Genomic DNA, 20,784 nt, shown 5'->3' on the forward strand with positions numbered 1-20,784 from the left:
ACGAGGAGGACCAGCCGGCGCACCTGACGCTGAAGGACGCCTCGGTTCCGATCGCGGTCAATCTGGCGCTCTACGACGCGCCGGAGACGCGCTACTGCCCGGCGGGGGTGTACGAGATCGTGCGGGCCGAGGACGGCAGCGACCCGCGCCTGCAGATCAACGCGCAGAACTGCGTGCACTGCAAGACCTGCGACATCAAGGACCCCACCCAGAACATCAACTGGGTCGTCCCGGAAGGCGGCGGCGGGCCGAACTATCCCGGCGGCATGTGAATCGAAACGGCAGCACAGACAGAATCAGGGAGAAGACGCGATGCAGATCAACGGTCAGGCCGCCATCGTCACGGGCGGCGCGTCCGGCATGGGGGCGGAAACCGCGCGCCATCTGGCGAAGCTCGGCGCCAAGGTCACCGTGCTCGACATGAACGAGGCGGCGGTGAAGCAGGTGGCGGAGGAGATCGGCGGTCTCGGCCTGGTCTGCGACGTGTCGAGCGCCGATTCGGCGGAAAAGGCCCTTGCCGAGGCCCGTGCGGCGCACGGTCCGGCCCGCATCGCCGTCAATTGCGCGGGCGTCGCGCCGGCCAAGCGCATCGTCGGACGCGACGGCCCGATGCCGCTGGACGATTTCCGCAGGGTGATCGAGGTCAACCTGATCGGCACCTTCAACATGCTGCGTCTCGCCGCCGCCGACATGGGCAAGCTCGACCCGCTGGAGTCGGGGGAGCGCGGTGTGATCGTCAACACCGCCTCCGTCGCCGCCTATGAGGGGCAGATCGGGCAGGCGGCCTATGCGTCGTCGAAGGGCGGCGTCGTCGCCCTGACCATCTGCGCCGCCCGCGATCTGGCGCGCAGCGGCGTGCGGGTGATGACCATCGCGCCGGGCCTGATCGGCACGCCGATGCTGCTCAACATGCCGCAGGAGGTGCAGGACAGCCTCGCCGCCACGGTTCCTTTCCCGAAACGCTTCGGCCAGCCGTCCGAATACGCCCGCCTCGTGCAGCACATACTCGAAAACGAAATGCTGAACGGCGAAGTGATCCGGCTGGACGGCGCCATCCGCATGGCGCCGCAGTAAGGCTCATCCGTTAACGCTCGGCGATCCTGGCCGGTGTTGGATCAATCCTTCCAGACCGGCAGGGCGCCGAGTTGCGCGTTGGAGAGGGTGGTCGTCAGGTTCCGCCCATCGCTGCGCAATTGGTCCAGCCCGACGATCACCTCCTTGCCGCCGATCCCGACGTCGCGCTCCACATCCACCACGACCGCGACCGGCTGCCCGGAGGAATCCATCAAGACCTCCTCCACTTCACCGATTTTCTTGCCGTCCGATCCCATGACGTCCATGTCGTCCAGTTGCCCGACCGTCTGGTTGAGAGCGGGAACCATGACGTTGTTGTCCTTCACCTCGCGGTAGGCGTTGGCGGGGTTGGGGATGGCGGCGCTCTGCTGGGCGTGCGCGGCCTCCACCGAAACCAGGACGAAGACGGCGGCGGCCACGGAAAGAAGCTTTCTCATCGCGTTGCTCTCCTGCTGCTGACCGTGCAACAACATGAACCCGTCCGAGCCGGTTCCAAGCGCGGAGCAAGGCGGGACCCCACCGGGTCGGAAAGCAGTCGGTCTGAAGGGGTGGCCGTATCTTCGGGGTGGGGGCGGTCGAAGGTTCGAATAAATCCCATAAGGTGCATTATGGAAAATACACCTCTAAAATCCGTGACATCTCTCTTTGGGTGATGATCCTTATGGAGGCGCGGTAAAATTTGTTCTATCTCATAAGAGGTATCGCCCACGCCTGATCTCACCGCGGCGATGTTGATGGTCGATCGCACATGAATTCAGGTACGGGTCTCTCCGCCGCACACAAGTCCGGTCCCGCGACAATGCGCTGGCCATCCCGTTTGCCGCTCCTGGCGGCGAGCCTGCTGGCGGCCTGGACACTGGCCGACCACGCAACGGCCCGGGCGGCGGAACCGTCCCATCTGGCGACCGTCACCACGCTGCGCAAGGATGCGGCGGCGGACGCGCAACCGGCCAAGATGCTCCAGTTCGGGGTCTACCGGACGGAGGCCGACGCCTGGGTCGCCTGGAAGGCCATCGTCCGGCGCCAGCCCGATATGGTGGCCGATCTGGTGCCCCGAGTCGCGCCGCAGAGGCGCGATGTGCCGGACTCCGGCTTCGTGCTCCAGGCGGCTCCCCTGCCCGACCTGGACCCGAATTTCGTCTGCCGCCGGATCGTCGGCGGCGGCGGCAGTTGCCTCGTGGTGGATGCCGCCGTGGATCAGCCGGTGGCAGCGGCTCCCGCCGCCATGGAGGACGGCGACCACAATGGGGTCGTCACCTACAGCCCGGACCAGAGCCGGGAGATGCAGGAGATCGAACGGCAGGCGGCCCGTCTGTCGCGGATCGCCGCCATCGTCCCCGGCAACGAGGCGCGGGTGGACATCGGAGCGCTGAAAGCCAGCCGCTGGAATCTGTGCTCCCTGACCTTCGACGACGGGCCGCATCCGACGGTCACCCCGCGCATTCTCGACATCCTGCGCAACGAGGGGGTGCGGGCGACCTTCTTCCCTATCGGCAACGTCGCGGTCCGCCATCCCCGGATCATACGGAGGATCGTTCAGGAAGGGCACGAGGTCGGCAACCACAGCATGACCCACCCGAACATGCGCAACCTGACCACCGAGGAACAGCGCGCGCAGATCACGGAAACGAACCGCATCCTGGCCGGTCAGGGCGCCGACCCCGTGCTGTTCCGTCCGCCCGCCGGGCGCTGGAACAACGACACGTTGAAGGCCGTGGAGCAGGAGAACATGAGCCCGGCGCTGTGGAACGTCGACACGCGCGACTGGCTCTCCCGCGACGCCGGAAAGATCATGGCGCAGGTCGAGGCGACCGGCACAATCGGCAGCGTCGTCCTGATGCACACCACCTACAACGCGACGGCTGAGGCGCTTCCGAAGGCCATCGGCCTGCTGCGCACGCGCGGCTGCCGCTTCGTCACCCTGTCGGAATGGATCACCAGCCTGAACAGCCTCGCCACGCCGCGAATCGCGCAGCGCTGAGTCTGGCTGGCGAAGCAAGGGAAACGCTCCCGCCGCCCCCTTCCCATGAATTGGGAAAGGAGCGGTTCGGAGCGGCGTCGATCGGGCATCGCCGGCCCGGTGCCGTCGATCAGGCGACGTTCTTGGCGCGGCCGCGGCGGGCCGGCTTGGCCGGGGCGGCGGCCTTCTTGCCGAGGCCGATCGACTTGGCGAAGGCCGAGCGCTGCTCCGCATAATTCGGGGCGGTCATCGGATAATCGGCCGGCAGGCCCCACTTGCGGCGGTATTCGTCCGGCGTCATGCCGTAAGCCGTGCGCAGATAGCGCTTCAGCATCTTCAGCTTCTTGCCGTCTTCAAGACAGACGATGTAATCCGGCATCACCGACTTCTTCACCGGCACAGCGGGGCGCAGTTCCACCGATTCCGGTTCCACCGGACGGCCCGTGCCGGACAGACTTTGGTGGACGATCCGGATGAGGTTGGGAAGATCATTCACGGCGATCTGGTTCGAGCGGACATAAGACGCAACGATCTTGCCCGTCATGGCCACCAGATCCGTGGCCGAATTCTCAGAACCGTCGGTGTCGCTGCTTTGCATGTCATTTTCCTTCGAGAACGAATGATCCAAGAGGGAGGATGGGCAAAGTGATGCGCAAAGCGCAAGCCTGTGCATCGGGTTTAACATGCAAATGTGTAATGTGTTTCATGCAGGACACGCGGGAGCGCAGGCCAGTCGAACGGAAATAGTAGGCTTTGGTGATGAAATCGCTGCCCGTTCAGGCGCCGGAACGGGCGCTCTTTATCAGGTCGGCGTACCAGCGCGCAGAGGCTTTCGGCGTGCGTTTCTGCGATTCGAAGTCCACATGGACGATGCCGAAACGGTTGCCGTAGCCGCTTCCCCACTCGAAATTATCCAGAAGCGACCAGACAAAGTAACCACGCACGTCCGCTCCCCCCCGAATCGCTTCGTGCATTGAGGCGTTATAAATTCGCAGGTAGTTGATTCGGTGTTGGTCGTCGATCGCGCCCGATTCGTCCGGCGAATCGCTGCCGCCGCAGCCGTTTTCCGTAATGACGATGGGCATGCGGTAGCGGCGGGTGATCTCCAGCAGCTCGTCCCGGAAGGCATCGGGGAAAATCGCCCATCCGACGCCGTACGTCGGCGAATCGGGCGGCGCGTCGCCCCAGCCGTATCCCCAGGTCATGTCCGGATTCACGCGGGCGAAGATCGGCCCGTAATGGTTCAGCCCGAACCAATCCGTGGGCCGGCAGATCCGGGCCATGTCGCCGGCCCGCACGTAGGGCTCGATGGCGCGGGCGACGCGCGGCGGGTAGTGGCCGAGAAGCTGGGGGTCGCAGAAGGTCAGGTTCCAATGCTCGTCCAGCAGGGCGGCGGCCTCCGCGTTCTCCGGCCTACCCCCCTCCGGCAGCACCTTCTGGCGGTTGTGCACCGCCCCGATGGACGCGCCGGGCACCAGGGCGCGGATCACGTCCAACCCGGCCCCATGGGCAAGGTTCACATGGTGGATGGCGCGCAGATGCTGCTCCCGGTCGGTGATGCCGGGGGCCGCCCAGGGAATGGCGTAGCCGAACAGGGTGAAGACGGAAAACTCGTTGAAGGTGATCCAGCGCTTCACCCGGTCGCCGTAGCGGCGCGCCAGCAAGGCGGCGTAATCGGCGTACCAGCCCGCGCTGTCCCGGTTCGCCCAGCTGCCGAGGTCGTGAAGCGCCTGCGGCAGGTCCCAGTGATAGACGCACAGCCAGGGCTCGATTCCCGCTTCCAGCACCGTGTCGATCAGCCGGTCGTAGAAGTCCAGCCCCGGCTGGTTGACCACGCCGCGCCCGCGCGGCAGCACCCGCGGCCAGGAGACGGAAAAGCGGTAGGCGTCCACTCCCAGCCCGCGCATCAGCGCGACGTCCTCGGCGTAGCGGTGGTAGTGGTCGCAGGCGACGTCGCCGGTGTCGCCGTTCACCACGCCGCCCGCCGTGCGGCAGCGGGTGTCCCAAATGCTGGGGCCGCGCCCGTCCGCCGCGGCGGCTCCCTCGATCTGATAGGCGGAGGTGGAGACGCCCCAAACAAAATCCTTCGGCAGGTCCGCCATAACCGTCTCCATCCGCGCCAATCGAGCCACACCCATACTACCTTTGGCGGAACGGTCAAGAAACAGGCATAATGGCGGAGGAACGGTTCGACGGAGCGCCCCCTTGGAACGGCAAGCGATGCCCCCTCTCACCTCCGACTTTCCCGACGGCTTCCTATGGGGAACCTCGACCTCGGCCTTTCAGGTGGAAGGAGCCGCGGCGGCGGACGGGCGGGCACCCAGCATCTGGGACAGCTTCTGCCGCCTGAAAGGCCGGGTGGACAACGGCGACACCGGCGACGTCGCCTGCGATCATTACCACCGCTACGCCGAGGATGTGGCACTGATGCGGGACATCGGGGTCGGCGCCTACCGCTTTTCCATGTCCTGGCCGCGCGTGCTGCCGCGCGGGCGCGGCGCGGTGAACGAGGCTGGACTGGACTTCTACGACCGGCTGATCGACCGGCTTCTGGAGGCGGGGATCGAACCCTGGGCCTGCCTCTATCATTGGGACCTGCCACAGGCGTTGCAGGATCTCGGGGGCTGGGCGAACCGGGACAGCGCGGGCTGGTACGCGGACTATGCCGTCCTTTGTGCCCGCCGCTACGGCGACCGGGTGAAGCACTGGGCGACCTTCAACGAATTCTCGGTCTTCACCCTGTTCGGCTATGCGCTGGGATGGGGGGCACCCAGCGTGTCCGACCGTGGAGAGCATCTGAAGGTCATCCACCACACCAACCTCGCCCACGGGGCCGGGGTCGACGTACTGCGCGATCTGGTGGCGGGGGCCTCCATCGGCGCGGTGCACAGCTTTCAGCCCTGCCGGCCCGCGGACCCGGCGCCGGACAATGTCGAGGCGGCGGCCCTGTTCGACGAATTGTGGAACCTGTGCTTTCCCGACGCGCAGATCCTGGGCCGCTACCCGCCGCGCATCGCCCGCGCCATCGAGCCCTACGTCCAGGCCGGCGACATGGCCCGGATCTGCCGGCCCGTGGACTGGTTCGGCATGAACCACTACGCGCCCCTCTTCGCCCAGGCCGAGCCTGGCGCCGTCTGGGGCTGCGGTTTCGGCGCGCCGCCGGAGGATATGCCGCGCACCGACATCGGCTGGCCGCTCCAGCCCAGCGCCTTCCACGAGGCGCTTCTGCACGCCTCCGCGCGCTACCGCCTGCCGGTCTATGTGACGGAAAACGGCTACGGCACCAAGGCGCCCGAGGCACCGGACGCTCAGGGGATCGTGATGGACCGGGAACGGCTGGACTATCTGCAGTCCTGCATCGGCGAAATGGCTCGGGCGCTGAGGGACGGGGCCGACGTCCGCGGCTATTTCGTCTGGTCGCTGCTCGACAACTTCGAATGGGGGGGTGGCTACGGCACGCGCTTCGGCATCGTGCATGTGGATTTCGAAACCCAGAAGCGCACGCCGAAGGAATCCGCCAAATGGTATTCAGCGCTGATCGGCGGCGCACTCGGACGGGCGCCCTGATCCGGCCCGCCCTGATCCGGCCCGCCCTGATCCGGCCCGTCGTGATCCGGCCATGACGGACCCGCTCGCCCCGCTTCGGCAGGCCGCGGCGCTGCATCAGGCCGGGCGGCTGGCGGAAGCCGAACCGCTCTACACCGCGGCTCTGGCCGCCCTGCCCGGCCATCCCGACGCGCTGCACCTCTACGGCGTCCTCTGCGCGCAGACCGGTCGCAGCGCCCGCGCGGTGGAACTGATCGGCGCGGCCATCGCGCGAAAGGCCGATTCCGGCGCCTACCACGCCAACCTCGCCCGCGCCCTGCGCGCCGAGGGACGCTTGGCGGAAGCCGCCGCGAGCCTGCGGCGCGCCATCGCGCTCCAGCCCGGTGCCGATTCCTACTTCAGCCTGGGCAATGTCCTGAAGCAGATGGGTCATACGGCGGAGGCGCTGGCGCGCTTCCGCATCGCCCTGACCCTTCATCCGCAGTCGATCGAGGCGCGGATGAACGCCGCGTCGGCCCTGGAAGCGCTGGGGCGGCGGGACGAGGCTCTGCGGCAGCTTCGCGCCGCGCTGGCCTGCGCGCCCGCCGAGCGCGCGCTCCTCTTCAACCTCGCCCGCACGGAGCAGGCAGGGGGGCACCCCGACGCCGCCGCCCGCGACTACCGCCGCGCCCTGCGCACCGGCGTGGAGGCGGAGGACAGCGCCGTCAATCTGGGTACCGCCCTGACGGAGGCCGGGCACCCGGCGGAGGCCGCCGATACGCTGCGCCGCTGCGTGGCCGTGACGCCCGGCCGGGCCGACCGGCTGCTGGCCCTGGCGACGGCGCTGCGGCAGACCGGGGACGTGGACGGCTGCCTGAGGGCCTTCCACCGGCTGAAGGCGCTGACCCCGACCGATCCCACCCCCTGGCAGCGCAGCGCGGAGGTGCAGGAGGAGGCGGGACGGCTGGACGCCTGCGCCGCCACGCTGCTGGAGGTGGCGCGGCTCAGCCGGGCCGGGCGGTTCCATTGGAAGACCGCCTACTACCATCTGGTCCGCATCGCCAACATCCTGATCGGGCAAGGCCGGCTGGACCGGGTGGCCGCGCTGCTCCCCCCGGCGGCGGCGGCCTTCCGCGGCTTCGACGACGAACTGCACGCCTGGGGGCTGTTCCTTCAGGGATCGCTGTCCGCCCGGCTGGGCGACGCGGCGGCGGCGCGGGACGCTTTCCGGCGCGCGGAACCCCACCTGCCCTTCCTTGCCCATGTCCCGACCGGCGACGGCTTCGCCCGCCGGGCGGACACGCTGGACCCCGCCGCGGAGGCGGAGGTGGAGGCGGCCTTCGTCCTGGAATCGCTCGCCCCGCCGGGGCGGGGACCGGTGGTCGTCGTCTCCTGCGACCGTGCCTATCTGGAGCGGTTCGGTGCGCTGTTCCTCGCCAGCCTGGATCGCTTCTCGGCCCCCGGACAGGCGGCCCACCTGCACATCCTGGACCCCGGACCGGACACGCCGGCGCAGGTCGCGGCGCTGGGCCGGCGGCTGCGCCATGTCCGGCTGGGCTGGAGCCATGAAGAATCGCCCGCCGGCCTGACGGCGGCGGCGCGGACCACCTTCTACACGATTGCCCGCTTCCTGCGCGTGCCGCGCCTGCTGGAGTTGTACCGGGCGCCGCTTCTGGTGGCGGACATCGACGCCTGCGTGCTGTCCGATCCGGCGGGGTTCCCGGCTCCGCTGTCCGCGGACATCCCCTTGGCGCTCCAGTATTTTCCGGACAATCTGGCGCGGCTCTACGACGGGGTCGGCGGGGGATTGATGGTGCTTCTGCCGGAACCCGCCGTCGCCGCGCTGTTCGACCGCATCCGGCGCTTCCTCGTCTCCTGGGTCGCGGAGCGGCGGCTTCACTATTTCCTCGACCAGATCGCGCTGACGGCGGGGACGGACGACGCGGCCCGGCGGGACGACGGCCCGGCCATCCTGCCGATCCCCGCGGAGGGCCGCCTGTTCCGCTGCGGCGACGGGCTGTTCGTGCAGATCCTGACGGAAAAGAACGAGCCCGGCTTCGCCGCCTCCGTCGCCACCCTGGTCGACCGGCTGGAGCGCTCCGCCCCCGCACCGGACCCGCGGCTGGACCGCGCCCTGATCCTGGGGGCCATCGGATTGGCGGAATAGTCTACTCCCCGACCGCCGCGATCTTCCGGTCCCACTCGCCGCACAGCTCCTCGCGCAGGCGGACGGAGCCGTTGGCGCGCTCCAGCACCAGCTTGCGCCGGTGGTGCGCCTCCAGCGCGACGTGGCTGCCGATGGTGATCAGGGTGGCGTCCGGGAATTCCGTGTCGATCAGGCGCAGCATCGCCTCCTCGGTCCGCGGGTCGAGGCTGTCGGTCGCGTCTTCCAGGAAGATCCAGTCCGGACGGCGGATCAGCAGGCGGGCAAAGCCCAGCAGTTGCTGCTCCGACACCGCCAGAACCTCGTCCCAACTGTCGGGTTCGTCCAGCCGCGGCAACAGATGGCCGAGCCCGACGCGCTCCAGAGCCTCCGCCGCCGCCGCGTCGTCCACCGTGCCCGCCCCCAGCGGATAGCTGAGCGCGGAGCGCAGCGTGTCGTGCGGCAGGTAGGGGCGCTCCGCCATGAAGAAGACGCGCGTGAGCGAGGGCAGGACGATGCCTCCCCCGCCCCAGGGCCAGACCCGCGCCACCGCCCGGAACAGCCGCACCGCCGCCGCCGGATCGCCGACGATCAGCACGCGCTCGCCCTGGCGGATGTCCAGGTCGAAGGGCTCCACCACGCGCCGCCCGTCAGGCTCGGCGATGGACAGGCCGCGGAAGCTCAGGCAATGCCCGCCGTCGCTGCGCTCCACGGCGATGCGCTCCGTCCCCTCCCCGCCGATCTCCCGGTCCAGGCGCTGGAGCGCCTCGTGCAGGCCGAGCACGCGCTCCACGGACGCCTTCCACTCCGCCGCGCGGGCGAGGTTGTCGATGGGCCAGGACAGGGCGCCCACCGTCTGCTGGAACGCCTGCGCCGTCTGCATCAGCACGCCCAGGGAGATGGCCCCCGCGATGTAGCTGGGCGAGGCGACCAGGATCGGAAAGACCGCGGACAGCACCGAATAGGCGGCGCTGAAGATCATCATGTTGGACAGGGCGTGCGTCTGCCCGTTCCAGCCCCGCTGCACCCCGCCGAACAGCACGCCCAGCCGGTCGCGCTCCCCCGATTCCCCGTGCAGCAGGGCGACGGCCTGCGCGTTTTCCCGCACGCGGGCGAGGCCGAAGCGGAAGGACGCCTCGTGCCCCTGCCGGCGGTTCACGGCCTTCACCAGCGGCTTTCCCATCAGCAGGGCGATGCTCGTCCCGACCGCCGCGTAGACCAGCGCGATGTAGAGCAGATAGCCCGGCACATGGAAGGTGGCCCCGCCCAGCGTCACCTCCGGCGAACCGGACAGCCGCCACAGGATGTTGGTGAAGCTGATGAGCAGAAGCGCGCAGTAGGACAGCGACAGGGCGAGGTCGATCGCCGCCTCCGTCGCGATGCGGATGTCCTCGGCGATGCGCCCGTCGGGATTGTCATGATCGCCGGGCAGATAGGTCACCTGATGCTGCCGCCCGCGCGTCAGCCAGTCGCCCAGAAGCTTCTGCGTCAGCCATGTGCGCCAGCCCAGTTGCAGGCGGCGCTTCACCCGCAGATGCAGGATGGTGTTGACGATGTTGAACAGGATGATCCCGCCCGCCGCCGCGATCATCAGCATGAAGCGGTCCATCGACCGCTGCTCCAGCGCGTCGAACAGATGCTGGCTCCACAGGTTCAGCAGGATGGGAACCACCACCTGCCCGACCGTCAGCACTCCCAGCACGCCCGCCAGAAGCCACACCTTCCAGTTCCGCCGTTCGGACCAGAATCCGCCGGCAAGGTTCAGGAATCGGCGCGTGAAGCCGGATCGGTCCGGCGTCCGGGACGCGATGGACATGGCCGTTCCACTCCCCTGGGCTGAAGCAACACCTCCTTTACCCTAACGATCAGGTTATTACCAACAGCTTGCCCCGCAGTGCACCAAAGGATGGGAGCGTCGCGGCGGTCCCCGGAATGTCACGGCGTGGCGGCGATGCCGTCCGCCGCCGGCAGGACGGGCGGAGTGGCCCAGGCGGTCGCGGAATCGATCTCCAGCTCAAAATCGGAAAAGATCGTGCGTCCGTACAGGCCGTGGCCGCGATCCGGGATGTCGGTGAAGAGATGGAGCGCCATCGGCCCCGACCAGGGCGCCGCCAGGGCCGCCGACAGACCCAGCGGGCGGCGCGGTTCGTCCAGCACCACCCAGCCGCTGGAGGCGAGGATGCCCTCCTCCCGCTCCGCCTCGTCCACCGTCACCGACGGCGGAGCGGCCACCAGCTTGCAGGCGATGGGGGTGCGGCAGCGCGGATCGTCGATCACCGCCTGCGCCCGCACCGCGACGGCGCCCGGCACCTCGTCCAGCGGGATGTGCGCCGCCGTGACGACGCCGTGGAGCGGGTGGAGCAGGATGCGCCCGCCGCGCAGAAGGCCGAACCAGGGGAAGGTGGCCTCGAACTCGCGCCCCTTGCGCACCGGGGCCAGGACCGGTTCGGTCAGCGGCCAGATCATGCGGGCGGGGGCCGGGTGGGGCGCCGGATGCGCTGATGGACCGTAGTCCAGACCCGGCAGCCCGCCCCACAGCCGCAGCGCCAGCATGGCCGCCTGCCCCCCGGCGCGGGCCGGCGGTGCTGTGGCGTATTCGTCGAGCAGCCCGGCCTGCGCCAGCGACAGCCGCGGCGACTCCGTCACCACCCCGGTGGCGCCGATGCGCAGTTCCAGGATGCGGTCCATCCGCGTGCAGGCGGCGGGCAGGCGCAGCGGCAGCCAGCCGGACCGCAGATCGCCGAAGGACAGCCGCCAGTCTGCGATGGTCTCCCCCGTCTCCACGGCGGTCAGGGCGGCGGCCAGCACCCCGCTGCCCTTCGGCGCGCGGTCCAGATGCAGGTCGATCCCCACCAGCCCCCGCGCGCCCGTGGGCAGGCGCTGCACGATCTCCCCCGCCCCCGCCGGGTGCCGGCCGTGGCGCAGCGGCACCGGCAGCGCGCCCGCCGGGCGCGGCGTGGCGAAGACCAGCCGCGGCGGGCTGAGGCGCAGGGCGTCCAGAAGCTCCACCGCCTCCGGCGGCAGGCGGGCGGAGCGTCCCCACTCCTCCCGCAGGGCCGACAGGCTGTGCTGAAGCCCGGCGTTGCGCCGGTGCAGCCCGTCGATCTCCCGGAAGGCCTGAGTCAGCAATCCGCGCAGCAGAGCGGCGGCGTCTCCCGTCACCTGCGGCGGCGCGCTGTCCGGGCCGCCGGTCTCCTCCCACCAGCCGAGCAGCCGTTCGGCGTCCCGCCGGGCCGCCTCGTCGCAGGACCACAGGACACGGACGGCGGCGGGCGGAATCGCCAGCGTGCGCAGCGCCCCCTCCCCGTCCCACGCCACGCCTTCGGGCAGCAGCAGATAGCCGCCGTCGTGCCGGACCAGCCGCAGCAGCCGGAACGGCACGGCGTCCGGCTCCAGCCCGGCGCTGGCACCGGCGGCGATGATCTTCGGCGTGCCGTCATAGAGGGAGGCGAACAGGGCCGCAGGGGTGGAGAGCTTCATGGGAACACCCTTTTCAGGCGGGCGCGGATGGGTCGGGAAGGCATGAGGACAGAGGCGCGCAGGCGGCCCAATCTGGATCGGATTCGGCCTCCGCCCCGCCGTCCCAGCGCCGCAGCTTGTCCGGCGGCAGTCCCAGCGCCCGGCACAGGCGGAAGATCCGGGCGTCGAGCGGGACGATGGTCTGGTAGGCGTGCTCGAAGGCGGCGCAGCCGTTGACCGCGTCGGCCACGGATGGCGCATCCGGAGCGGAGGACGGCCCCAGCAAGGCCCAGCCCGTCACGCCGAGCGCGCGCAGCCGCCCCATCAGCGCGTGGCCCATGCCGTGCCGCACCGTGACGGCCAGATCGAAGGCGGCCAGCGTGCCGACCGCCATGTCCTCCTCCTCGGGGTCCAACGGGCGCAGCGGCGTGCCCAGATAGGCGTCGCGGCGGGTTAGCGGGCGTTCGGGCAGCACCAGCGGCGTCGGGTAGGGAACCACCGAGGCGAAGACCGCCGCCGCCGCCGCGGTCAGGGAAAGGCCGCCGCCGCCCATTGCAACGAGATGCGCGTCATAGCCCTTCCCGTCCAGCCAGCGGGCCATGCGGACGGCGTCCTCCAGCCCCTCCGCATCGCCGGGATCGGCGATCAGGGCCGCCAGCCGCCGGTTTCCCGCGGGATGGAGCAGCGGCAGGACCGAGGGCAGCCGGTGCACCGTCCGGTAGACGTCGCCCGGCGTGGCGACTCCGGCGCGGTAGCGGTCGATGGGCGCCGCCGCCCAGCCGCCGTTGGACGGCAGCACCCATTGGGCGGCCATCGCCTCGCGCAGAGTGAACAGGGCGACGTCGGCGCTGGCCGGCGGCGTCACCGCGCCCGGCGCCGCCAGGGTCAGGCTCAGCCGGGCCTCGGCGCAGGGCTTCCGGGGGTCACGCTCCAGCAAGGGCGTGCCCACCGGCTGGCGCCGCACGAGGTCGAGCAGAACCGCGGTGGGCAGCATCGCCATCGCCGCCCCGCCCGACGGCAGGGGGAACGGCGCGTCCGCCAGCAGCCCCACGGGCGCGCCGGACCAGGACAGCGCGCAGCCGCCCTCCGGGAGGGGAAACGGCGCTTCCGCCGTCACCTCGGCGCGCACGAGGGTCGCCCGGGCCGCCGCGCATTCCAGCACCCACAAGGCGCCGCGCAGCAGGCGATGGCGCTTCAGCAGGTCGTAGAAGCCGGACTCCATGATTGCCAGAAGGCCGGGGCAATCCGCGTAGCCGGGCCGCTCCGGCGCGCGCAGGGCGCGGCGCACGAAGTCGGCGAGCGGCAGATCCTCCTCTCCCGCCGCGGGGTCGGTGACGCAACGGACGACGGCGCGGTCCGGCAGATAGACGGCGTAGCGCCGCCCGACCGCCGCCTCCGCCCGCAGCACGGCCTGGACCGCGAACAGCGCGGGGTGGCGCTTCTGGATGTGGGTCAGGATGGGGCGGTAGTCGCGCTCCGATTCGGTCAGCATGCTCTCGCCGCGGCGGCGGTAGCCGAAGCCGGTTCCCGGCACATGGACGCCGTGGAAGCCGCGCTCCAACCCCTGGAGCCAGAACTCCCAATCCTCGCTGCCCTGGCGCATCGTCTCGTCGAATCGCGCGCCGCTGTCCAACAGGCGCCGCCCGGCCATGCTGCCCGCCTCGCTGACGTTGCGGAACAGATGCTCCAGCGGCGAATAGGGGCCGGACATGTCGCAGAATTCGAAGAAGCCGAACTTGTCCACGTCCGGATAGGCCCAGCCCACCTCCGGCCCCGCCGCCCGCAGCGCGTCCAGCATCCGTTGCAGCAGATGGGGCCGGATGCGGTTGTCGGAATCGAGGAAGTAGACGGCCTCCAGCGCCGGGAAGGCGTCCAGCGCGAAGGCGATCCCGCTGTTGCGCGCGGCACTCAGCCCGGCGTTTCGCTTGCGCAGATAAAAGAGCCGTCCCGGATGGGCCGCGGCGAATTCCCGGCAGACCCGCTCCGTTTCCGGAAAGGGACAGCCGTCGTCGACCACCACCACGGCATAGGCGAAGTCCGTGTCCTGATGGAGTGCCGTGGACAGCGCCTCCACCAGCAGGCCCGAATGCTTGAAGGTCGGCACGACGATGGCCGCGCGGATCTCGGTTCCCTGACCGTCCTCCTCCGCGCAGGCCTCCGAATTGATTCGTACGCTTATCGTTGACATGGCCGGACGCTGTGATGGCACCGCATCCTGATTAGCCCCGGCCGCGCCTGTTCCGGATGTGATATTTCCGGGACGCATGGGCGCGTTTTACATCGGCATTCGTTGCAAAGCGCGCCCTATGCCGTCGTATTATTAGGCTTCCAGCCGCCCGCTCTTCGCCACCTCGCTCAGGAAGCGGTAGCTGTCCTTTGGCGTGCGGACCAGCGTGTCGTAATCGACGCGGACGATGCCGAACCGCTTCGACAGGCCGAAGGCCCATTCGAAATTGTCCAGCAGGCTCCAGCACAGATAGCCCTTCACGTTGCAGCCATCGGCCAGGGCGCGGCCGACCGACGCCACATGGTCGCGCAGGAAGGCCACGCGCTCCGCGTCGTGCACCCGACCGTCCGGCGTCACCACGTCGTCGTAGGCGGCCCCGTTCTCCGCGACGAAGACGGCGGGGTTGCCGTAGTCGCGCTTGAACTCCATCAGCAGGTCGTAGAGCCCGTCGGGCTGCACCGGCCAGGCCATGGCGGTCCAGCGGTCGCAATGGGCGTCGCCCCACCACACGTCGAACGGATGCCCCGCCTCGTGCTTCATGGTCATGCGCGAGTAGTAGTTGATTCCCAGCAGGTCGATGGGGTAGCGGATCGCCTCCTCGTCGCCGGGCAGGACGAAATCCTTCATCCGCTCGGCCATCAGATCCGGGATCTTTCCGCGCATCACCCCGTCCAGGGCCACCCGGTTCCACACCGCGTCCCAGCGGGCCGCCGCCGCGACGTCCTCAGGCCGGTCGCTCTCGGCCCGGCAGGGCTGGAGGTTGATGACGGTGCCGAGAGTCAGGCCCGCATGCTCCGCCGCGATGGCGCGCAGGGCCGCGCCCTGGGCCAGATTCTGGTGGTGCAGGGCGCGCAGGATGCCGACCTCGCCCAGCTTGTGGCCGGGCGCATGCTCCCCGGTGCCGTAGCCGTGGGTGGCGACCACGTTCGGCTCGTTCAGCATCATCCAGTCCTTCACCCGGTCGGCCAACCGGGCACTGACGATGCGGGCGTACTCGGCGAAGGGACCGACGACTTCCCGCCCCTGCCAGCCGCCGCGGTCCTCAAGGGGCTGCGGCAGGTCCCAATGGTAGAGGCAGGCCATGGGCCGGATTCCGGCGGCCAGCAGCCCGTCGACCAGCCGGTCGTAGAAGTCGAGCCCCGCCGCGTTCACCGCCCCCGTCCCCGCCGGCAGGATGCGCGGCCAGGCGATGGAAAAGCGGTAGGCGTTGAAACCGCCGTCCTTCAGCAGGGCGATGTCCTCCGCCCAGCGGTGATAATGGTCGCAGGCCACGGCGGCGCTGCTGCCGTCCTGGATGCGCCCGGCGTCGGTGAAGGTGTCCCACACGCAGGGGCCGCGCCCGTCCGCGTGGATCGCGCCCTCGATCTGATAGGCCGCGGTGGACGCTCCCCACAGGAAGTCCTTGGGAAAGGTGAAGGGTGCCATGACGGGACTCCCCTGAAGTGATTATGCTGCGCATGCACAATCGCACATGCGAAGGCCATGTTGCGCGAGCGAAGACATCGCCGCGGTTGCTCTAACCAATAGGTATAGTCTCTTCGTCTTAACAAGTGTATACTTCGTTGAAGGCGGCTGCCCCGACGAATCAGCAGGGCACAACTTCCGCCGTCGGGAGGCATCCCATGGCCCTTACCACCCCCAAAACCACCAGGATCGTCTTTCTGGGCGCCGGCAGCGCGGCCTTCGGGCTCAGCATGTACCGCGACCTCTTCACCACGACGGAGCTGGCGGGCAGCACCCTGACGCTGGTGGACACGAATCCGGAAGCGCTCGACCGCATGACGGCGCTCGCCCGCCTGCTGAACACGAAGGGCGGCGCCGGCCTGACCATCGAGCAGACCACCGACCGCCGCGCCGCCCTGCGGGGTGCGGAATTCGTGGTGAACTCCGTCGCCATCGACCGCAACCGCCTGTGGAAGCTCGATTTCGAGGTGCCGAAGAAGCACGGCGTCCGCCACACGCTGGGCGAGAACGGCGGCCCCGGCGGCCTGTTCTTCACCCTGCGCACCCTGCCTCTGATCTTCGACTTCGCCCGCGACATTGAGGAACTGTGCCCGGACGCCCAGTTCATCAACCTGTCCAATCCGGAAAGCCGCGTCGTCCTCGGGCTCGGCAAATACACCAGGGTCAAGACTCTGGGGCTGTGCCACGGCATCTTTCTGGCCCGCTGGTTCATCTGCCAAATCCTCGGCATGGCCGAAAAGGACGTGGAGGTCTGGGGCGCCGGACTGAACCATTTCCAGTGGTTGATGCACATCCGGGACAAGACGACCGGACGCGACCTCTACCCGCTGCTGCGCGAGAGGGAGAAGACCCACGATCCGGCCTTCACGCCGCTGGCCCGCCGCCTGTTCAACGCCTTCGGCCTGTGGCCGACCTGCAGCGACGACCATCTGGGCGAGTATCTTCCCTACGGCTGGGAAGGCGGGGAGCATGGGTTCGACTTCGCGGAGGACGAACGCGGGCGCGGCATCCTCAACGCGCTGATGGATGGAGTGATCGCCGGAACGACCCCGGTGCCGGAGGATTGGACCCAGCCCTCCTGGGGCGAGCGGGCCGTGCAGGTCATCGCCGGCGTGCTGCACAACCGGAAGAGTTTTATCGAATCGGGGATCGTCTACAACCAGGGCGCCATCCCCAACCTGCCCCCGGATCTGGCGGTGGAGGTGCCTCTGCTGGCCGACGCGGCGGGCGTCCATCCGATCTCGCTCGGCCCCCTGCCAGACCCCATCGCCAAGCTGTTGCACGTCCAGGCGAGCGTGCAGCAACTCGCCGTCGAGGCCGCGGTCCACGCCTCGAAGGACTTGGCGCTCCAGGCGCTTCTGATCGACCCGGTGGTGAACTCCACCGACGCCGCCGTGAAGATCCTGGACGAGTTGTGGGAGGCCAACCGGCCCTACATCCGTCCCTGTGTGTAAGGGAGGCGCAGGGCCGGTTCGGATCAATGCGCCGGTTCGGTGTCGGACGCCGCGGGCTTGCCGCGGGTCCGGGAAGCGGCGGCCTTGGGAGGCGCGGCGGGCTTCGCCACCTCTGCCTTGATGGCCTTCGCGCGGACCGGCTTCGCCGCCTTCGGCGCTTCCGGCTTCGGCGCCTCCGGGGCCGGTCCCGCCGCGGCGGCCGCCTCCGGCTTGCCCTTGCGTGCGCGCGGCTTCTTGGGGGCGACCGCCTCCTCCACCACATCGACCACGGCGTTCAGCCCGACGCCGAGCAGCTCCGTCGCGGCCTTCTTCGTGTGGCGGACGACCTTCTGCACCACGCCCTCGCCGGGCGCGTCGGAGGATGCGGCCCGATCCTCGGCTTCGATCTCGGCGCAGGCCTGCGCCCAATGGCTCTCTCCCCGTCCCTCCGGTCGCCCGTCGCGCTCCCAAATCTCATAGGCGCGGTGGCGGATGCGGTCTTCGCGATCGCCTTGCATTCTTCCGTCTCCAAGTGGGCTTTGGTCCAAGTGGGCTTTGGCCGCAGAAACATCGACGCTCGAGGAAAACGGCGTCCTGCGCCCGTGGGTTCCCGTTTTAGTGCCCGGTTTATGTGACGATAAACGTACACAAAGAAAGCGTGCCTTAGTTCATAGGAGAATCATAGGCCCGTTCTTTGTCCAGCCTCGACGGAAAGCGAACGGTGATAGAACATGCGAGGGACCCGATGGCGATGGTTCCGATGGTGCCGATCCGGAACACGGTCCGCATAGAACCCTTCGCCGGGTTGAATCGGGGCGGTCGGCCCAACTAACTTTGGGGAAACGTCTTGGCAGGAGGGCCGTTTCCGGCCCGTCGCCGTCACGGAAGGCAAAGAGTTCAGCGCATGTCCCTCGATCCCTTGCTTCAAGCCAACCGTATCCTGACCGAAGCCATCACCAGTTACCTCCAATCCTCCAACGAACTCACGGCGGCGGCGGAGCGGGCTTCGGCGGCCAGCGCCGGACGCGATGCCACCACCCGGCGGCTGGCCTTCCAGGAATTGTCGGAGCGCGGAAACCAGGCGCGCTTCGCCAAGAAGCACCTGACCGACACGGTGCGCCGCCTGCGCTCCACCATGCCGCCGGCCCAGATCGAAGCGGTGGCGGCGAAGCTCGACGGGCGCGAAAGCGCCGAAAGCGCGCTGACGCTGGTGCGCACGATCCTTACTGAAAAGGTCTGGACGGCGGCCTGACCGCCTCTCCACCGCTTCGGCTCCACGACCGGTTGAACGCCATGTCCGCGACCGCGATGGCCGTTCAACCGGTATTTGCCGTTGGCCGCCATGTTCCGATGATTCGGAGGACTCATTTGACATCACAGGGTGCAGGGGCCAGTGTCTAACATCTAAAGTTTGTCACAAGCGCGGGGCCGGCACCGCCGTCACGCAGATCGGATCGGAAGGGTGCAAGACGTTTCCAAGGCGATGATTGCCCGCTTGGTCGGTTTCGACACGGTTTCTCGTCGTTCCAACATGGCGTTGATCGACTGGGTGCGGGATTATCTCGCCGGCTACGGCGTTGAAAGCCGGATTGTGCCCGGTCCGGACGGTGCCAAGGCGAACCTGTTCGCCACCATCGGCCCGATGACCGAGGGCGGCGTGGTGCTGTCGGCCCACACCGACGTGGTGCCGGTGGACGGGCAACCCTGGGACACCGACCCCTTCACCCTGGTGGAGCGTGACGGGCGCCTCTATGGGCGCGGCACCGCCGACATGAAGAGCTTTCCCGCGGTGGCTCTCGCCTTGCTGCCGGAGATGCTGGAGGCCGGGCTGAAACGTCCGCTGCATCTGGCGCTCTCCTACGACGAGGAGGTCGGCTGCCTCGGCGCGCCGGCCATGATCGACCGCATTGTCGGCGAACTGCCGCGCCCCGGCGCCGTGATCGTCGGCGAGCCCACCTCCATGGGCGTGGTGCTGGCGCACAAGGGCTGCTACGTGCTGCGCACCACGGTCACCGGGCACGAGGTCCATTCCTCCCAGATCGACCGCGGCGTCAGCGCCGTGATGACCGCGGCGCGGCTGGTCAATCTGGTGGGCGACATGGCGGCGGAGAACGCGGCGGCGGCGGACCCCGCCTGCGGCTTCGACCCACCCTTCACCACGCTCCAGGTCGGGACCATCGAGGGGGGCACGGCGGCCAACATCACCGCCCGCCACTGCTCCTTCGTCTGGGACATCCGCCCCCTGCCCGGCGACGACTGGACCCGCTACCGCGACCGGTTCGAGGCGGAATGCGGCCGGCTGCGCGCCGCCATGCGGCGGATCAGCCCGGAATGCGACATCCGCACCGAACAGCTTGCCGGCGTCCCGGGGCTGGCGCCGGAGCCGGACGGTCCCGCGGCCCAGCTCTGTCATGCGCTGACCGGGCGCAACGACACGGCCGTGGTGTCCTTCGCGGCGGAGGCCGGGCAGTTCCAGCAGGCCGGGCTGTCCACCGTTCTCTGCGGCCCCGGTTCGATCGACCAGGCGCACCAGCCCAACGAGTACATCGACATCGCCCAAGTCACGGCCTGCGAGGGGTTCCTTCGGGATCTGATCCGTCGAATGGCGGCCTGAGCCGATCCGGGGTGCGGCGGAAGGTCACGCCGGACCACAGTGCAGCCCGTCCAACTCTGCGAATCGCGACCAATCGAAGGAACCAATTGTTGAGAAACCGGCACCTTGTCGCTGAATTGCCCGGAGGGCTTCCGATACCGGCCTATGCCGTTGATGGGAGGGACTTCGACGGCGTTCCTGTCGCACTGTGCCCGGGGGCGCCGATGCCGCGGCGTCGCCATGGAACCGGGAGCCCCGTGCATGGTTGATCTGAACGACCTGGAGCGCGACGCGCTCACCGAACTGGTGAACATGGGCGTCGGCCGTGCGGCGACCCATCTCAGCCGCATGGTTGCGGACCAGGTCCTGCTGTCCGTTCCTTCCATCGAGATCGTCAGCCGCAACGACGCCGCGGGCCTCCTGGCCGCGCGCGAGAAGACGAGCCTCGTCGCGGTGGAGCAGCGTTTCGACGGGTCCTTTTCCGGCCGCGCCCTTCTGATCTTCCCCGAGACCAACAGCCTGGAGCTGGCGCGCGCCGTGCTCGGCAGCGAGCTGAGCCTGGAGGAGATCGTCGATCTGGAGCAGGACGCGCTGGCGGAGATCGGCAACATCATCCTGAACGGTTGTCTGGTCGTGATGGCCAACACGCTGAAGGACAACCTGGATATCTCGCTTCCCAGCGTGCTGCGCGGGGACAGCGACCGCATCTTCCAGAACAACGGGCCGAACCCCGACGAGCTGGTGATGTTTCTCTACATCGACTTTCTGATCCGCAGCCGGAGCATCCGCGGCTACATCGCACTGCTCATGGGTCTGTCGTCCCTGGAGTCGCTGAAGGACCTGATCCATGGATTCATCGACCGCATCGCCTCCGGAACGTCCGATGGAAACGAGCGAGTTTAAGCG

The 20,784-nt window shown here is 68.9% G+C and carries 17 protein-coding genes; 9 read left to right on the forward strand and 8 right to left on the reverse strand.

The features are described 5' to 3' along the window. The coding region (locus DS843_RS14275; RefSeq protein WP_208852167.1) for a 4Fe-4S dicluster domain-containing protein at positions 1-272 on the forward strand (272 nt) is incomplete at its 5' end. 40 nt (positions 273-312) lie between these two features. Beyond that, positions 313-1,074, forward strand: a complete 762-nt coding sequence (locus DS843_RS14280) for an SDR family NAD(P)-dependent oxidoreductase (RefSeq protein ID WP_149469559.1) — start codon at positions 313-315, stop codon at positions 1,072-1,074. A 41-nt stretch (positions 1,075-1,115) separates the two neighbouring features. Here DS843_RS14280 and DS843_RS14285 read toward each other — a convergent pair whose 3' ends face one another. Beyond that, positions 1,116-1,511 carry a PRC-barrel domain-containing protein gene (locus DS843_RS14285; RefSeq protein WP_149469560.1) on the reverse strand — a complete coding sequence of 132 codons (396 nt, stop codon included), beginning with the start codon at positions 1,509-1,511 and terminating at the stop codon, positions 1,116-1,118. Positions 1,512-1,873: 362 nt separating this feature from the next. On the opposite strand from DS843_RS14285, the gene DS843_RS14290 reads away from it, so the two are divergent. Then, positions 1,874-3,055 carry a polysaccharide deacetylase family protein gene (locus DS843_RS14290; RefSeq protein ID WP_286192096.1) on the forward strand — a complete coding sequence of 394 codons (1,182 nt, stop codon included), beginning with the start codon at positions 1,874-1,876 and terminating at the stop codon, positions 3,053-3,055. A 109-nt stretch (positions 3,056-3,164) separates the two neighbouring features. On the opposite strand, the gene DS843_RS14295 is transcribed toward DS843_RS14290, so the two are convergent. Beyond that, positions 3,165-3,632: a Ros/MucR family transcriptional regulator gene (locus DS843_RS14295; protein WP_149469562.1), complete on the reverse strand. Its 468-nt coding sequence runs from the start codon at positions 3,630-3,632 to the stop codon at positions 3,165-3,167. A 178-nt stretch (positions 3,633-3,810) separates the two neighbouring features. Beyond that, positions 3,811-5,136: a GH1 family beta-glucosidase gene (locus tag DS843_RS14300; protein WP_149469563.1), complete on the reverse strand. Its 1,326-nt coding sequence runs from the start codon at positions 5,134-5,136 to the stop codon at positions 3,811-3,813. A gap of 118 nt (positions 5,137-5,254) precedes the next feature. Between DS843_RS14300 and DS843_RS14305 the strand changes: the two genes are divergently transcribed. Together DS843_RS14305 and DS843_RS14310 are read left to right on the forward strand one after the other, a co-directional pair. Then, entirely contained in the window at positions 5,255-6,601 is a 1,347-nt protein-coding gene (locus tag DS843_RS14305) for a GH1 family beta-glucosidase (protein WP_149469564.1), read from the forward strand. A gap of 52 nt (positions 6,602-6,653) precedes the next feature. After that, positions 6,654-8,726, forward strand: coding sequence for a tetratricopeptide repeat protein (locus DS843_RS14310; RefSeq protein ID WP_149469565.1), 2,073 nt, complete (start codon positions 6,654-6,656; stop codon positions 8,724-8,726). A gap of 1 nt (position 8,727) precedes the next feature. Here the strand turns inward: DS843_RS14310 and DS843_RS14315 are convergent, their stop codons facing one another. From DS843_RS14315 to DS843_RS14330, 4 genes are all read right to left on the reverse strand, one after another. Continuing rightward, positions 8,728-10,518, reverse strand: coding sequence for an ABC transporter ATP-binding protein/permease (locus tag DS843_RS14315; RefSeq protein ID WP_149469566.1), 1,791 nt, complete (start codon positions 10,516-10,518; stop codon positions 8,728-8,730). A 119-nt stretch (positions 10,519-10,637) separates the two neighbouring features. Next, entirely contained in the window at positions 10,638-12,182 is a 1,545-nt protein-coding gene (locus DS843_RS14320; RefSeq protein WP_149469567.1) for a DUF6212 domain-containing protein, read from the reverse strand. Positions 12,183-12,195: 13 nt separating this feature from the next. Continuing rightward, positions 12,196-14,349, reverse strand: coding sequence for a glycosyltransferase family A protein (locus DS843_RS14325; RefSeq protein WP_167525311.1), 2,154 nt, complete (start codon positions 14,347-14,349; stop codon positions 12,196-12,198). A 132-nt stretch (positions 14,350-14,481) separates the two neighbouring features. After that, positions 14,482-15,813, reverse strand: coding sequence for a GH1 family beta-glucosidase (locus DS843_RS14330; RefSeq protein WP_149469569.1), 1,332 nt, complete (start codon positions 15,811-15,813; stop codon positions 14,482-14,484). Positions 15,814-16,010: 197 nt separating this feature from the next. Here DS843_RS14330 and DS843_RS14335 point away from each other — a divergent pair, with 197 nt between their 5' ends. Continuing rightward, entirely contained in the window at positions 16,011-17,306 is a 1,296-nt protein-coding gene (locus DS843_RS14335; RefSeq protein WP_149469570.1) for a family 4 glycosyl hydrolase, read from the forward strand. Between the two features lie 23 nt (positions 17,307-17,329). On the opposite strand, the gene DS843_RS14340 is transcribed toward DS843_RS14335, so the two are convergent. Beyond that, positions 17,330-17,803, reverse strand: a complete 474-nt coding sequence (locus DS843_RS14340; protein ID WP_149469571.1) for a DUF2934 domain-containing protein — start codon at positions 17,801-17,803, stop codon at positions 17,330-17,332. A gap of 386 nt (positions 17,804-18,189) precedes the next feature. Between DS843_RS14340 and DS843_RS14345 the strand changes: the two genes are divergently transcribed. The 3 genes from DS843_RS14345 (at position 18,190) to DS843_RS14355 (ending at position 20,781) form a co-directional block, all read left to right on the forward strand. Further along, positions 18,190-18,537 carry a hypothetical protein gene (locus DS843_RS14345; protein WP_149469572.1) on the forward strand — a complete coding sequence of 116 codons (348 nt, stop codon included), beginning with the start codon at positions 18,190-18,192 and terminating at the stop codon, positions 18,535-18,537. A gap of 210 nt (positions 18,538-18,747) precedes the next feature. Continuing rightward, positions 18,748-19,899 carry an acetylornithine deacetylase gene (argE, locus tag DS843_RS14350; protein WP_208852242.1) on the forward strand — a complete coding sequence of 384 codons (1,152 nt, stop codon included), beginning with the start codon at positions 18,748-18,750 and terminating at the stop codon, positions 19,897-19,899. A 240-nt stretch (positions 19,900-20,139) separates the two neighbouring features. Then, the gene (locus DS843_RS14355) at positions 20,140-20,781 is read left to right on the forward strand and encodes a chemotaxis protein CheC (protein WP_149469573.1); all 642 of its coding nucleotides are present in this window, start codon (positions 20,140-20,142) and stop codon (positions 20,779-20,781) included. Positions 20,782-20,784: the final 3 nt, after the last annotated feature.

Source organism: Roseomonas genomospecies 6 (assembly GCF_008365375.1).
Classification (GTDB): Bacteria; Pseudomonadota; Alphaproteobacteria; order Azospirillales; family Azospirillaceae; genus Azospirillum.